The sequence below is a fragment of the Paenibacillus sp. J22P90 genome (assembly GCF_059692195.1).
Window position 1 is genome coordinate 558,064 of record NZ_JCAUAY010000005.1, and the last position, 14,549, is coordinate 572,612.

Annotated in this window: 17 protein-coding genes; 10 read left to right on the forward strand and 7 right to left on the reverse strand. The window is 40.8% G+C overall.

Going from position 1 to position 14,549, the window contains the following annotated elements:
- The first annotated feature begins 61 nt into the window (after nt 1–61).
- The 10 genes from AC58UX_RS20095 to AC58UX_RS20140 all read left to right on the forward strand — a co-directional run bounded on the left by AC58UX_RS20095 (nt 62) and on the right by AC58UX_RS20140 (nt 10,580).
- Nucleotides 62–640: a dienelactone hydrolase family protein gene (locus AC58UX_RS20095; RefSeq protein WP_497255894.1), complete on the forward strand. Its 579-nt coding sequence runs from the start codon at nt 62–64 to the stop codon at nt 638–640.
- A gap of 273 nt (nt 641–913) precedes the next feature.
- Nucleotides 914–4,120 (forward strand): polysaccharide lyase family 8 super-sandwich domain-containing protein, encoded by a 3,207-nt coding sequence (locus AC58UX_RS20100; RefSeq protein WP_497255896.1) that lies wholly within the window; start codon nt 914–916, stop codon nt 4,118–4,120.
- A 231-nt stretch (nt 4,121–4,351) separates the two neighbouring features.
- Nucleotides 4,352–4,993, forward strand: a complete 642-nt coding sequence (locus AC58UX_RS20105) for a DUF1361 domain-containing protein (protein ID WP_497255964.1) — start codon at nt 4,352–4,354, stop codon at nt 4,991–4,993.
- Nucleotides 4,994–5,020: 27 nt separating this feature from the next.
- Complete coding sequence (locus tag AC58UX_RS20110; protein ID WP_497255898.1) at nt 5,021–5,785, forward strand: metallophosphoesterase; 765 nt, start codon at nt 5,021–5,023, stop codon at nt 5,783–5,785.
- Between the two features lie 273 nt (nt 5,786–6,058).
- Complete coding sequence (locus tag AC58UX_RS20115; protein WP_497255900.1) at nt 6,059–7,051, forward strand: LLM class flavin-dependent oxidoreductase; 993 nt, start codon at nt 6,059–6,061, stop codon at nt 7,049–7,051.
- A gap of 20 nt (nt 7,052–7,071) precedes the next feature.
- Complete coding sequence (locus tag AC58UX_RS20120) at nt 7,072–7,293, forward strand: DUF896 domain-containing protein (protein ID WP_497255902.1); 222 nt, start codon at nt 7,072–7,074, stop codon at nt 7,291–7,293.
- 229 nt (nt 7,294–7,522) lie between these two features.
- Nucleotides 7,523–8,167: a stalk domain-containing protein gene (locus tag AC58UX_RS20125; protein WP_497255904.1), complete on the forward strand. Its 645-nt coding sequence runs from the start codon at nt 7,523–7,525 to the stop codon at nt 8,165–8,167.
- A gap of 165 nt (nt 8,168–8,332) precedes the next feature.
- Entirely contained in the window at nt 8,333–8,782 is a 450-nt protein-coding gene (locus tag AC58UX_RS20130) for a MarR family winged helix-turn-helix transcriptional regulator (protein WP_497255906.1), read from the forward strand.
- Between the two features lie 155 nt (nt 8,783–8,937).
- The gene (locus AC58UX_RS20135) at nt 8,938–10,110 is read left to right on the forward strand and encodes an MFS transporter (RefSeq protein ID WP_497255908.1); all 1,173 of its coding nucleotides are present in this window, start codon (nt 8,938–8,940) and stop codon (nt 10,108–10,110) included.
- Nucleotides 10,111–10,115: 5 nt separating this feature from the next.
- Complete coding sequence (locus AC58UX_RS20140) at nt 10,116–10,580, forward strand: DinB family protein (RefSeq protein ID WP_497255910.1); 465 nt, start codon at nt 10,116–10,118, stop codon at nt 10,578–10,580.
- 357 nt (nt 10,581–10,937) lie between these two features.
- On the opposite strand, the gene AC58UX_RS20145 is transcribed toward AC58UX_RS20140, so the two are convergent.
- From AC58UX_RS20145 to AC58UX_RS20175, 7 genes are all read right to left on the reverse strand, one after another.
- Complete coding sequence (locus AC58UX_RS20145; RefSeq protein WP_497255912.1) at nt 10,938–11,069, reverse strand: hypothetical protein; 132 nt, start codon at nt 11,067–11,069, stop codon at nt 10,938–10,940.
- 369 nt (nt 11,070–11,438) lie between these two features.
- Nucleotides 11,439–11,645, reverse strand: a complete 207-nt coding sequence (locus AC58UX_RS20150; protein WP_497255914.1) for a DUF4274 domain-containing protein — start codon at nt 11,643–11,645, stop codon at nt 11,439–11,441.
- Nucleotides 11,646–11,746: 101 nt separating this feature from the next.
- On the reverse strand, nt 11,747–12,256 hold the full coding sequence (locus AC58UX_RS20155; RefSeq protein ID WP_497255916.1) for a GNAT family N-acetyltransferase: 510 nt from the start codon (nt 12,254–12,256) through the stop codon (nt 11,747–11,749).
- Between the two features lie 237 nt (nt 12,257–12,493).
- A complete protein-coding gene (locus AC58UX_RS20160) occupies nt 12,494–13,006 on the reverse strand; it encodes an HAD family hydrolase (protein ID WP_497255918.1) in 513 nt (170 codons plus the stop codon).
- Nucleotides 12,972–13,472, reverse strand: coding sequence for a DUF2716 domain-containing protein (locus tag AC58UX_RS20165; protein WP_497255920.1), 501 nt, complete (start codon nt 13,470–13,472; stop codon nt 12,972–12,974). Before AC58UX_RS20165 ends, AC58UX_RS20160 begins: the two co-directional genes overlap by 35 nt.
- A 388-nt stretch (nt 13,473–13,860) precedes the next feature.
- Nucleotides 13,861–14,277 carry a hypothetical protein gene (locus AC58UX_RS20170; RefSeq protein ID WP_497255922.1) on the reverse strand — a complete coding sequence of 139 codons (417 nt, stop codon included), beginning with the start codon at nt 14,275–14,277 and terminating at the stop codon, nt 13,861–13,863.
- Nucleotides 14,278–14,418: 141 nt separating this feature from the next.
- On the reverse strand, nt 14,419–14,549 hold a 131-nt coding region (locus AC58UX_RS20175), incomplete at its 5' end, for a histidine phosphatase family protein (RefSeq protein ID WP_497255966.1).

Below are 14,549 nucleotides of genomic sequence, written 5' to 3' on the forward strand. Positions count from 1 at the left end.
TTTGGAATTAACCGCACTTTATCCTTGATTTTGTTTGTTCCACATGGGAGGAGAAAGAGAAATGGCTGAGGTTGTTTTGTTTCACCACGCACTGGGACTGACACAAGAGATTTACACCTTCGCTGACGAGCTTAGAAGGGGAGGGCACACTGTGCACGTGCCTGACCTTTTTGAAGGTCGCTTGTTTGCCACTATCGATGACGGTATGGCCTACATCAACGAGATTGGTTTCGAAGAGATTATAGAGCGCGGTGTACGCGTGGCAAGTGAACTACCATGTGATATTATCTATGCGGGATTCTCACTCGGTGTATTGCCGGCTCAGAAACTTGCACAGACCCGTGAAGGTACCCGTGGCGCGTTATTCTTTTACTCCTGCGTTCCGACCTCGATGTTCGGGTCACCCTGGCCAGCGAATCTGCCGGTGCAGATTCACGGCATGGACGCTGATCCCTATTTTGTCGATGAAGGCGACCTGGAGGCGGCAAAGGAGCTAGTGTCCTCGGCCAATCATGCCGAGCTCTATTTGTACCCAGGCGATCAACACTACTTCGCCGATAGTAGTTTGTCGTCATACGACGCTGAGGCGACAGCGTTGCTGATGCAACGTGTACTCGAATTCCTGCAGCAATTCAAATAAAGGATATAGTGGGCTTCCACGTTTTTTCGGTTTGACGGTTCCAAGTGGAGCCGTCTTTTTGTTCTTACTCAGAACTTTTCCCATTCTGTCAAGAATAAGACGTACTCTGAAAAGATGGAGGCATTCGATGGCCAAACGTTTCATGCTAGAATTTTGAGGTAATCCTATTTTCAGATAAGAGAGGAGGTTAACTGAAGAGTTGAAAGCGCGTACAATTTCGATGAAATGATTTGGGCGTTCAGTTTAATAATTGAAATGATGGAGGGATAGCCATTGGTTGTTAAGAATGTAAACCAGGTCATTAGTTTATTTCTGGCAGCATTATTACTTTTATCCTCATTGTTTTTCACACTGCCAAAAGTTGTTCATGCCGATGAGTACGATTCGATGCTGCTAAAATGGAGAGATACATTGACTGGAGGGAATTCGATCAACACGCTGGATACAGATATCGCGACCAGGACGGCGTCAATTGTAACTGAGGCGCAAACTTACTGGACGAGTATGGATAAAAACGCCTCAAGAACATATTTATGGAGTGATCTCAATAGCACGACAGACCCTGCGGACATTACGGCATCCTATAAGCGATTGAAAATCATGACACAGGCAGCTGTCATTCAAGGTTCCAGTCTTTTTAACAATTCAACATTAATCAGTGACATTATTGGCGGGCTGGACTGGTTGAATGCAAACAGGTACTCGACGAGTATAACAAAGTATGGAAATTGGTGGGACTGGAATATCGGTGTGCCTTTGCTTTTGAATGATACCGTTGTCATGCTTTATGCCAATTTATCCTCGACACAAATAACCAACTATATGAATGCTGTCAACTATTATACGCCTGCGTCACTGATCTCATCGTATACCGGCGCAAACAGAGTATGGATCTCCACTGTCGTAGGTGTGAGGGCTGTCATTGTGAAGAACAGTACAAATATTGCAGCTGCACGAGACGGTTTATCGGCAGTTTTTTCCTATGTGAACAGTGGGGATGGATTTTATTCGGACGGTTCGTTTGTCCAGCATACTTACTTTTCATATACAGGCGGCTATGGCATTGCGTTGATTGCAGATATTGCAAATTTAATGTACTTGCTGAGTGGTACGACCTGGGAAGTTACAAACACCAATAAACAAAATGTATTCGATTGGGTCTATGATGCGTTCGAACCTTTGATATATAAAGGATCGTTTATGGATTTGGCACGAGGGAGGGAAATTGCAAGGCAGGTTTCGCAAACCCATACTTCCGGACATAAAGCAATAAGAGCGATCGTCCGGTTATCTCAATTAGCTCCCACGCCAGATGCAACGGAATATAAGAGAATGATTAAATATTGGGTTCAGAGTGATACGTTTAAGAACATTTACAGTGATTCATCCATTGAAATGGTCGTCTTACTTAAACAAATTATGAACGATGGAGCAGTGACTCCGAGAGGGGAATTGATCAAAAATAAGCAATACCCACGAATGGACCGTGCTGTCCATCTAAGACCAGGTTTTGGTTTTGCGGTCAGCATGAGCTCGAATCGCATTGCAAATTATGAAAGTATCAATTCAGAAAACTTGAAGGGCTGGTATACCGGGGACGGTATGACCTATTTATTCAATAACGATCTGGCCCAGTATGACGACCATTTTTGGTCAACGATCGATCCTTACCGGCTGCCCGGAACTACGGTGGACACAGGCCTGAGCAGAGGAAATGCCAGTGGTCAAAGCTACCGCAGCTCCAATAATTGGGTAGGAGGATCAAGCCTACTCGGGTTATACGGTGCGACAGGGATGGAGTTGGACGGTTATGGATCATCTTTAGCGGCGAAAAAGTCCTGGTTCATGTTTGATGATGAGCTTGTAGCCTTAGGATCGGGCATCACAAGCACAGATAACCGAACCATTGAAACTATCGTGGAAAACAGAAAAATTAACAGCAGCGGCAATAATGCGTTTACGGTGAATGGGACGTCCAAATCCACAGCGTTAGGCTGGACTGAGACGATGTCATCCGTGAATTGGGCTCATTTGGCAGGAAATGTAACAGGGTCGGATATCGGGTACTATTTCCCGGGAGGAGCATCGATAACTGGCGAGAGACAATCGAGGACTGCAGCTTGGAGTGCGATCAACACGAGCTCAACACACTTTGACTCAACGCCGCAAACCCGAAATTATTTAAGTATGCGTGTGAATCACGGTACGAATCCTTCTAATGCTAACTATTCTTATGTCATATTGCCCAATAAATCGAGTGCTCAGGTAAGCTCTTATGCGAGTAACCCGAATATCCAGGTGCTGCAAAATTTGGCTCAAGTACATGCCGTGAAGGAAACAAATTTAAATATCGTTGCTGCCAATTTCTGGAGCGATACGACGCAAACGGCAGATATCATCACAAGTAACAAAAAAGCATCCGTCATGACAAAAGAAAATCCAGACCTTGATTTGGAAGTGGCGGTTAGTGATCCAACGCAAGCCAATACGGGGTCGATCACCATCGATATTGCCAAAACTGCTAGTTCTACCATCAGTGCAGACAGCGGCATCACGGTGTTATCGCTTAATCCGATAAAAATCTCGGTCAACGTGAATGGTGCTAAAGGCAAAACATTTAAAGTTAAGTTTAGCTTTTCGGAGCCGCCAGCTCCTAGCGGAATTATTGTTGATAACGGTGGTACCGGCTATACAGAAACAGGAACTTGGTTATCGAGCTCACTCACGGGCTATAACGGGTCATCGACTTCCTACACGACGAATGCCTACACAGGAAGCACCGCTAAATGGACTCCAAACATCGGGACAGCAGGCGATTACAATGTTTATGTTTGGTATCCGGTGCATTCAGCTAACGCTCAAAACGTCAAGTATACGGTTTCTTTTAATGGCGGAAGTACGGATTATTTCGTCGATCAGACACAGGGCGGGGGAGCATGGAAGCTATTAGGTACGAAAAGTTTTGCGGCAGGATCATCGGGTTATGTGCAATTGACTTCAACGACGCAAGCAGCGACAAATCCAAATATAAGAGTCGATGCGGTAAGGTTCGAGTCTGCGGCACCGCCGATTATGTACGAAGCTGAGAATCTGACGAGCACCGTCAGTACCTCAGATACGCAAGCTGATTATAGCGATTCAGCAGCTAGTGCTGGCGTATACAACAGTGCAACTTTGAATGCTGTAAATGACTATGTAGAGTACACCGTTAATGTTTCACAAACAGGGACACATACGGTGTATGCCGTGGATCGGATAGCAGCCAATAAAGGGATTTACCAGTTAGCCATTGATGGAGTAAACCAGGGCACGGCGATTGATCAGTATGCGAGTGCGAGTGGATTTAGGGAATCAAATCTGGGAACAGTGACCTTTACTTCCACCGGCAATAAGCAGTTCCGATTTAAGGTGACTGGCAGCAACGCAAGCAGCAGTGGTTTTATGTTAGCTTTTGATTATATAAAGTTGGTTAAAAACTAAGAGAACATAATAATATAGAGCCGCGGCGTGTTGCTGTGGTTCTTTTTTTAATATCGCAACTTATGTTGCATTTGCAACGTCTTAAATATGGGATTAATTGGTAGAGGTGATAGGGTAGGAATCGGCAACTAATTTTTAACGGAGTAATTGAGGAGGGCAATCTTGGAAAAACTAAAAGTACTGAATTACCCAAGAAAGATTCAGCTTATTATTGTCATGTGTGTCGCTACTATGATTAGTTTACTATGTGTCTATAACATCCAAAGTTCATCAGGAGAAAGATCTTATTTATTTATCTTTTGGGATACTTTTCTTGCATGGGTACCGGTTGGACTTGCCGTCACATTAGATCTAATATTTTGTTATTCCCGCAAGAAAGTCCGTGGATTTATGCTCATAGTCGTCGGTGCTGCATGGTTATTTTTCTTACCTAACGCGCCATACCTTGTGACCGATTTACTTCATGTATTCGTACGGTACAGCTTTGATCCTACAGAACGATTTTGGATAGATGTCATGTTTTGGCAGCACTTATTTACCTTATTTACTATAGCTATACTCGGGGTCTTACTGGGATCATACTCACTCTTTTCAGTGCAGAGTTTAGTTAGAACTTCATTTGGAGTCATTACAAGTTGGATCTTAGTGATCGTTGTTCTCATACTAAGTAGCTTTGGAATATACATAGGCAGATTCGTTCGATGGAATAGTTGGGATGTTGTAATGCGGCCAGGCTCCATCTTAAAAGAAATATATATCATGTTCACGGATACTAGTAAGCTATATCACATTTTTTCTTTTTGTAAGTTTATGTTTATAGTTTTAATTATTAGTTACGTGCTGATCTATGTACTAATAAGGATTAAGAAATAATAGCAGTTTAAAAGAGGAGATTGTGAAATGATTTATATTTCTATAGTAGTGATTCTAATCATCTTACTATATATAAGTTTAATTTTACCTACGCAGTGGTTAAAAATTGAGCAGATTAAACATCCTCTGAATTTAAATTTGAAAATTCTACAGATTAGTGATTTGCATGTAGAACGACTAAGAATAAGTCCCTTGAAAATTAAAAGAATTACTCATCGCGAGAAACCAGATTATATCATTATTACAGGTGATTTTACCAAACACAGTAAAAGTCTCCCCAAGTTAGAAAAATATCTAAGAGCATTGACTAGTTGTAACGTGCCAATTTATTGTGTTCTCGGAAACCATGACTATCAACAAAAAAATGTAAATGATTTAATCAGTCTACTTCAGAAATACGGTTTGCATTTGTTAAGGAATGAATCAGTGCACTTGGATCAATTTGAGTTAATTGGAATCGATGATTATGATTCAGGAAAGAGCAACATCGAAGCTTCATTTCATGCTGTTGATCACAATAGAACAAAAGTCGTTATTACCCACGATCCTAATGTTGTCTTATATATAAATAAAAGATATGACTTATTAATGGCGGGGCATCTTCATGGTAAACAATTTAATATCCCATTTATGTTTCGTCTCATGAATGCTGGAGACTTACCTAGGAGCGGAATATATAAAGGTATCCATACTAATCAATATGGTACTTACTATATATCCAAGGGAATTGGACAGACGGGGATTAATGCAAGATTTTTAGTCAGAAGTGAGATAACAATGCACTATCTTTGATGGCTGAAAGAGAACTATTAATTTCCCAATCCACAGATGCTCCGTAAATTCCCCAACTCAACACAGTAGTACCAATTAATAAGGCTTCCTCTTTTCTATGAATAGACGACAATTTAATTCGTTTGTTGTTTAGGCGATAAAACACCAAAACTGATGATTGAGCATAAAGGGATTCTTCTTTAGAATCAATCGAGTAAGCAGAGGATGGTCACTTAGCAGTTTCGGCTATGGTCGCATTTAAGTATCTATATTAACTACGAAAGAAGGTTTATTATGAAATTAGGCGTTTTGGATCAAACTCCAGTTTCTAATGGGCATACTCCACATGAAACTATACAAAATACTATTGAATTAGCTCAATTAGTTGATGGTTTAGGATATCAAAGAATCTGGTATTCCGAACATCATGGATCTGCAAACTTTGCTAGTGCTTCACCTGAAATATTGATTGCCCACATTGCATCAGTGACAAACCAAATTCGAGTTGGTTCCGGTGGAATCATGCTGATGCATTACTCGCCATTAAAAATGGCAGAAATATTTAAAACATTAACGACACTATACCCGAATAGAATTGATTTCGGTGTAGGCCGTGCGCCAGGTGGCGACCAATTTTCTACTTTGGCATTACATGAAGGAAAACAACCGAACCTGTTCAACCTATATGATAAATTAGCAGAAACGATGATGTTTATGTCAGAAACGATGCCTATTGACCATCTATATAATCGTACACTGGCAGCTCCATTGGGTGCTCCAATACCTGAAGTCTGGCTATTAGGATCTAATGGCAGCAGCGCAGCACAAGCAGGAAGATTTGGTATTGGATATTCGTTTGCTCAATTCATTAGTGGACAATTATCTGCCGAAACGTTGGAGTCTTATCGTACCAATTTCAGTCCTTCGGAGTTTATGCAAACCCCTCAAATTAATGTTGGTTATTTCGTGATGGTGGCAGAAACAGATGAAGAAGCTGAATATCATGCAGCTAGTTTAGATTTAAACTTATTATTTTTAGACAAAGGGATGCCTTTTCAAGTAGTATCTCCTGAGGAAGCATTAAATTATTCTTATACCGAAATGGATAAGATGCATATACAGAATAACCGTAAACGATTCTTAGTGGGGAGTGCAAAGGATGTTGCAAATACATTACGTGCACATGATGAAAATTATGGTATTCATGAAGCTGTGATTGGGACAATCAGTCATAGTCATGAAGCAAGACTACAATCCTATCGGTTACTTGCACAAGAACTTTTATAAACAGGAAGGCGGAGAAAGAAATGATTGAAATTTTACATCGTATTAACATATTAGCTAAAAAACAAAAAGAAGAAGGTTTGACTCAAACAGAATTAATGGAGCGTCAAGAATTACGTCAAGAATATCTTCAAATTATTCGTGGACAAGTAATCAGCACAGTTACAGGATTAACGATATTAGATCCTTTAGGTAATGATGTTACTCCTGAAAAATTGAAAAAAGAACAGCAAAAAAATCATTGAAAAAGAATAAGTGATACTCAGCAATTAGAAAAATTACCCACTTGAAATTACGGGCATATGAGACTAAAATGTGTTTGTAGCCAGCTAAAAGGTAACGAAAGATGGAGGTGATATACAAAAGCTAAGACGAGCTCAACTGCATGTTTCACGTATGTACACGATACCTGTCTAGCAGAAAACAGGTATTGCCATTTCTTTTAACATCTATACAAAATGAGGAGGAATTTACTTGAAGAAGAAATTATTAATTGCGCTTGGACTTACTGGTGTTATCGCTGCATCTATTGCTGTTGGCGCTTATGCTGCAACGGATATTAAATTATTTATTAACGGGAAATTAATCAAAACGGATATGCAGATCGTAGATGGATCCAGCTATGTTCCTTTGAGGGTTGTTTCTGAGTCACTTGGAGCTGATGTAAAGTGGGATGGGGACAAACGCGAGATTAGTATAACGGGACAAACGGGTCAAGTAGGCCAGACCATCTATGAGAATACCCAATATGGATTCCGTTTTACGCTGCCGGACAGTTGGAAAAGGTACACGATCGTAACGGACAAATGGGAGGGGCTTTATGTAGGGGATGCGCAAGGCAATAAGGTCAGCGGCGCGCAACTCAGCATCCGTCATCCCGAATGGTCCGCTGAAAAGCCTAGACAGGATATCCCTATTCTGATCTTTACTATCGACCAATGGAACGAGCTTCAGCAGGAAAAGTTCCATATCGGTGCAGCGCCTATCGGACCAAGCGAACTGACGCGTAATGACAAATACGTGTTCGCACTTCCGGCACGCTATAACTTTGCCTACCCTGATGGCTACCAAGAAGTAGAAGACATCTTGCATAACAATCCAATTCATCCGATGAAATAATCAAATCTTACTAAGAAAGGTTATCCTTTGCAGTATTCGGCCTAGGGTAACTTTTCTATTTTTTAGTTGCAGCAGTTAGAAAAATTCCCCGCTTGCATTTAAGGGCATATGAAACTAAAATGTGTTTGTAGCCAGCTACAAGGAACGAAAGATGGAGATGAACACATGTCAACAACGATCAATCTACCTGCCATATGCAACTGTACGAAGCTAAGAAGAGCTCAACGTCATGTTTCACGTTTGTACGATTCCTGCCTAGCAGAAACTGGGGTCGGGCTAAAAGCGACTCAATTTTCGATCCTTGGCTATCTCAAGCATGAAGGGCCAAAGACGATGCTGGAGCTAGCTGAACTCATGACGATGGACCGTGCAACAATTGGACATAATCTCCGTCCACTCGAACGCAACCAATTAGTTCGTATTGAGGTCAGTGAATCCGATCGGCGCGCACGAATCGTTTCATTGACCGATGAAGGGTTACAAAAGCTAGCGATAGGAAAACCCGGTTGGGTCAAGGCCCAAGCTGAATTCGAGAAACAGTTTGGCATTGATCAATCAAAGAACATGAGAGATATCATGGACAATATTATTGCCCTTCCATTTAACAACTATTAAATTTAAGTACGTATTGAATATCGACGGTGATAGGACATCGTCGATTAACTCGAGTCAAATACGGGCATATGAGACTATTGAATTAGATAAATTTTATTAACTTAGAGAGGAAATACTAATGCATACAGAAACTCAAAAGGACGGGGGATGCTTGAATGCGTAGAATGTTGTTCGTTGTGCTTCTTATGTCTTGCGGGGCCACCTACGTTTCTTCCTTGTTTCCTGTTTATGGAGAGCACTACAAGCTTAGCAGTCTGGAAATAACCATTTTATTTGCTGTTTATGCGTTATTTTTACTGCCGACCTTATTAATCGTGGGATCTAGAGGGAACTACTGGGGATTAAAGAAGGTACTTCGGTACAGTATTTGGATTTCTATCGCATCAACGTTACTTTTTATCCTCAGTACTAACGTATGGATGTTATATGCATCAAGGATCCTAGAAGGGATAGCGTATGGTGCATTCACGGGTGTCGCAAGCGCCTTTCTCCTAAAACAAACCGCGCAAGACAAGGTGGGAACGGCACTTAAGCTATCCGGGGTAATCGTAAATATAGGTTTTGGATTGGGGCCGGCTATTTCTGGCTTGATTATACAGTACCTGCATGTGCAGCCTCTTCGTTTACCGTTTTGGTTCCTGCTCGGGCTGTTGTTAATTTCTTTAGTTGTATTGGAATGGCTGCCACAACGCGAAGATGAGAATCGGCAGAAGAACAGAATCTCCCTTGGGATACCAAGTCACATGAAGTCTCCATTCTGGTCATTTATCGGATTGCCTGTTTTCACCGTATTTACATTAGGCGGCGTGGTGTTTGCTCTAATTCCATCTTTCGTTAAAAATGTCCTTCATACTAGCAATCTTTCGATCTCCGGACTATTAATATTGTTGCTTCTGGGTGGAGGTGGCTTGCTTCAGTTCTTCCCATGGCCGCGTAACCCGATTACTAGGATGCGTATTAGTATCCTGTCACTAGCTATAGGTTCATGGCTCATCGTTTTTTCTGGTGAAACATCCAGTTTGTTTTTGCTTTGGGCTGGCATTTTTATTCAGGGACTTGGAGCTGGATGGACGTTTCAAGCGGCTTTAAGGTTTGCTAGTCAATTACCGAAGCCAGAGGATAGACCGCGCATTATATCTGCTTTCTATATGTGTGCTTATGCCGGATTTATTGTTCCTCCGGTTGCCGTAGGTCTGCTAACTGTATTTTTTACGCTGAATTTGTCATTGGTCATTATTAATTTGTTCGCCGCGTTGCTTGTCATTTACATGTTGATTTATTCTGTATCATTCCAACGCAACTTCACCCAATTTACTCAAAGGAGCTAATCATAATGAGAAAAGAATTCGTATTTCACCTATATAATGTAGAGCACGAGAATTTCCTGAAACTCCTTGCCAAATGCCCAGAAGACAAGCGCACTGTAGCTCCTGAGGGATTTAACACAAGCCTATATTGGCATCTGGGGCATGTACTAGAAATAACAGAGTTCCATGTATATGGTCTGGCACAACAACCGAGTTCGCTCCCGGAGAAATATAAGGATCTGTTTTTTTACGGTACAAGTGTAAAGGGCTGGACAGATGAGCAACTGGCACAATTGCCAGCTTGGGACGATCTGATTGCGCAGTTAAAAGAACAACATGAACGAATTTACAACACACTGAACGAACGCCTTGAGGAAGCTGTACCCGAGAATTTCAAAAAAGCGGAAAGCTTTGGAGAGCTAATCTTAACAACAGCAGCTCATTTGTCCAATCATAACGGTGTTGTAGCTGCAATGTTACAAGTGCTATAACCTGTTGCACAAAAGAAGAATTTTTCCATCCACTTCGTTGAATAATAAAGAGGTCAGTTTGCTTTCATAAACTGACCTCTTTTCTTTATGTATAAAAGAGACATGTGTAAGCTAAGGAGTAAAGGATGGATCAGAAGAACGCTCATCATAAAACAATGGCTGAGGTATTTAAGTTGGTGTGCAAATCCACAATTTAGTCCGGTAGAATTCGAATAAGTTATTTTCAAACACTTGTATGTGAGGGAAATGGGAAAAGCACAAATTAAAACGAAAATATTAAAAACCTATATACTAGTTCACAAAATCCGTATTTTATACATATGTCTGAGAATCAAAATATCGCATTATGGACACTGTTCATAAATGTTGTCGGATGATGTCATAAATGACGCGATTCGCCCCTGTCATCGTGTTGGCTGATGGCGAGAAATAATTAATCGCATTCATATAATTCGTAATCTGCGTTGCATTAAAAATCCAATTTTTCATAAGTCACCCCAAAGAAAATTTACACCATTTTACTATTTTACCACAAAATTATCCTCCCCGTTACATGAATGAAACAGGGAGCAGTTGCCTGCGGCATCCTGCTCCCTGTTTTTAATTGAACTAAAGTTATCCGTTAGTCCAATGGCTAACGGGGATTAGACCCCATCAAAAATAATTTCGGGTATGTTTGGATTAGCTTTTATTAATTTATATTTTTGTACTTTAGTCAACTCTGGTCGATAAGTAACTTGCGAAATAATAAAATAATTATTCATTAGTTTACTGAAAAGGACATTTACGAATGCTACCCACTCTGTTTGCCCCGTTGTCATCTCCGTATTACTCTTTAAGAGTACGTATCCATCAGCCCTATAGAACAACAATAGTTAGTGCTGTTCCAAACTCGCAGTTTCCATTCTCTACAATCCAATTTGGAACTTCAAAACCATTATCCCAATTATAATTCAGAGCGATGGCATGCAATATTTCTGGGTCTTCAATAAGACTGATTGCTTGTTTAACGGATGAAGGATTTTCATTCTCCAAAAGCTCAGTAATCCATTCTGTACTAGCCATAATTTCATCTCCCCGCAGGAAGATTATAACATAGACTATTAAACTAATCTGCCCGTTACTTCAATAAACAAAATAGGATCTGCCGCGAAGCAGATCCTAAACTATAGTTCTCCGTTAGTTAAAAAATTGGAGTTGAATTCTAACGCTGGATTGCCTGCATACATGGTTTCAGTACAATTACCGTTCGAGTATTCTGAGATAGTCTTCGTCCAAAATATCTTGGCAGGTGTATTTTTTTCCAACCAAGAAACACTCCATTTACCCTTAAACATCTCAAATACTTTATTTGCTACATTTTTTCCAGCACCATGCCCTCTGTACTTCTTTAAAATGAAAAACTCAGCAATTGAGAATTTTGGCGATTGATGGTCTGAAGCGGTGGTAATTTTCCTAATTAAAACAAACCCAGCCAGCCTCTCTGCTATCATAACAAAGAATGGATAGCGACCTTCTTCAGTCCAGTAATGGTCGAGATACCTGTAATCAAAAAGTCCATATTCGTTGACATCATTGTCGTTTTCATCCTCGAATTGACTCATATCATACTGATACAATTCCATTAGGTTCCTTAAAATGATTTTCTTCTCAAAGGAAACCTCTATGAGTTCCATACAATACCCACCTCCAACGATTCCATCATACCATTTAATGGAATACATTTCTGTATTAAACTGCCCGTTACTTCAACGGACAACGGCAGCCAGTCGTGCGCTGGTTGCCGTCATGTCATGTTTGAACTATCGTTCTGCGTTAGCGGATTCTAGTACATTATTACTTATTCACTCCCGCGCTGCCCGCACTGTTCTTCACTTTTAAAGAGAGTGCGGGACTCGCTAGCGAATGCTCTCTCAGGTTACATTCAGGATAATGTCCTTTAGTTCAATCAGAGTCTTGATTCGATAGCTGGCCTGTGAGAAGTCATGTGTTTTTGTGAAGTCGTTATGGACAATAGCACAGTCGATACCAGCAGCCACGGCCGAGTTCAACCCTCTGTTTGAATCCTCTACAACCAGGGTCTCTTCTTTGGTAGCTCCGAAGCGCTTTAGGCCGGTCAAGTATGGTTCCGGGTGCGGCTTGCTGCGCTCGTAGTCTTCGCGAACAAGGACGAATTCCATGAATTGTCTAATCTGGCGCTTTTCATGAATAAGTTGAAAATCCGCACGTTTTGCAGTTGTCACGATGGCCATGCGGACGTACTTTGACAGTTCGGCTAGAGTTTCAACTACGCCTTCAATCTCTATGGCTTCTGTTCTTAGATATTCCTGATAATAGACGTTGCGGACCTCACGCTGCTTGCTAATGGTCTGTTCATCAATACCTGCCGCCTTAGCTTGGGACCAAGTGCCCAATGACTGGGTCATGTCGCGGTTCATCTTTTAACAAGTAACTAATAAGCTTTTCTCCATAGATAGTTATCGTTTTTTCCCATGGATGACCTAAAATACCCCAAGAAAAATCCCTGGCAAGAAAGAAATGATAATCTCCATCTGGATGAATAGAAATTATCCAATCTCCATTATCCACTCTCCAAGGCACATGTCTCGGAAACTCCAATCGTGTATCCACTAAATAACAATCATGTTGCCAATCTAAAGCGTAAATAAGCTCCCCAGGCTTAGTACATTGTTGAAACGCTATAGCCGATTTGTCCTCAAAGTCTATAATGATTTCTTCAGTGTAACGGTTAGATATATCGTATTTGATGAACGGGCTGGGGAGGCTGTACGAAGGAAATATTGTTGTGCTGGGTTTAAAATGAAAATCCCTATACACTCTTGACCACACCATTTCCAACTCATTTTCTTCTAATAAAGTCCAGCCGCTCATTCTTACACCCCTTTTTTTATATGTGTCCAAACGTATAAAACACCCTTTGACAAAGTATATCAAAAGATTGGCTTATTGCGTTAACCTGCCCGTTAGTTTAGCGAAGACAGCCAATAGAAACTCATGTTTATTTGAATTGAAGTTTCTCATTAGAACTTACCAAATAACGTTCGAATGATTCTGTCGGGAATGAGATCAAGTTCTTGTCAAAATCGGGAATGGGATCAAGTTCTTGTCATCGACTTGTGACAAGAACTTGATCCCATAAAACAAAAAAGCCGCGATTTAGGCGGCCATTAATGAGATAATGTTCTTGTCACCCGACAAATGTCGGATGACAAGAACATTGTCCGATTAACTCCGCCGCCATATTCATGCGGTTGCTCGCTCAATAGTGCAAGTATTTTGTTGGAGCACATAAGCCTAATACATGCTTATCAATTTCCCTGGTTTCGCTTTTGTGATTTTCTGGATATTCCAAACCATAATATCTCATGGAATATGCTATTGGTGTATGAATCTTCGCTTTCATTCTATTTATTTTTTGATTATTCTGGTTTGGGCACACTAAATCTTCTTGCTCATGTTGGTTCTTTTTGAATTCAAAAAATGTTATTGGCACTCCGCTTGCCAGATTCTTTGGGTGTCTAATAACGATAAATGGCAGAGTGTCTTGAACCAAAGATTCAAAGATAGTGCGAGTTGGGGCAATTTTGTTTCTGGCCCCACTTTCAGAATAAAATCGAAATGCACTTAAAGAACTAGTTAAATATGCAGCTGCAATTTTCTGTGCTAACCATTTCAACTCGAATGGTTTATCTACTAGAAAATTGTATGAATTATGCAGGAAACTACTTAGAAGTTCTTTTTGTTCATCGTAGAAATATCTATCGACAAGCGCAAATGAACACAGCCCCTCCCTTTTATATGCTCCTATCTTATGTTCTTAGTATCTCTCATAGCCCGCATCTGGGTATGTATCTTTAATGAATGTTAGTGTCTTTCCCTCCCAGGTTCCCATATTAATCTCTCTCAAATCATTTTGTTCAATGATTGGTGTACTCCGTTCACCACGAA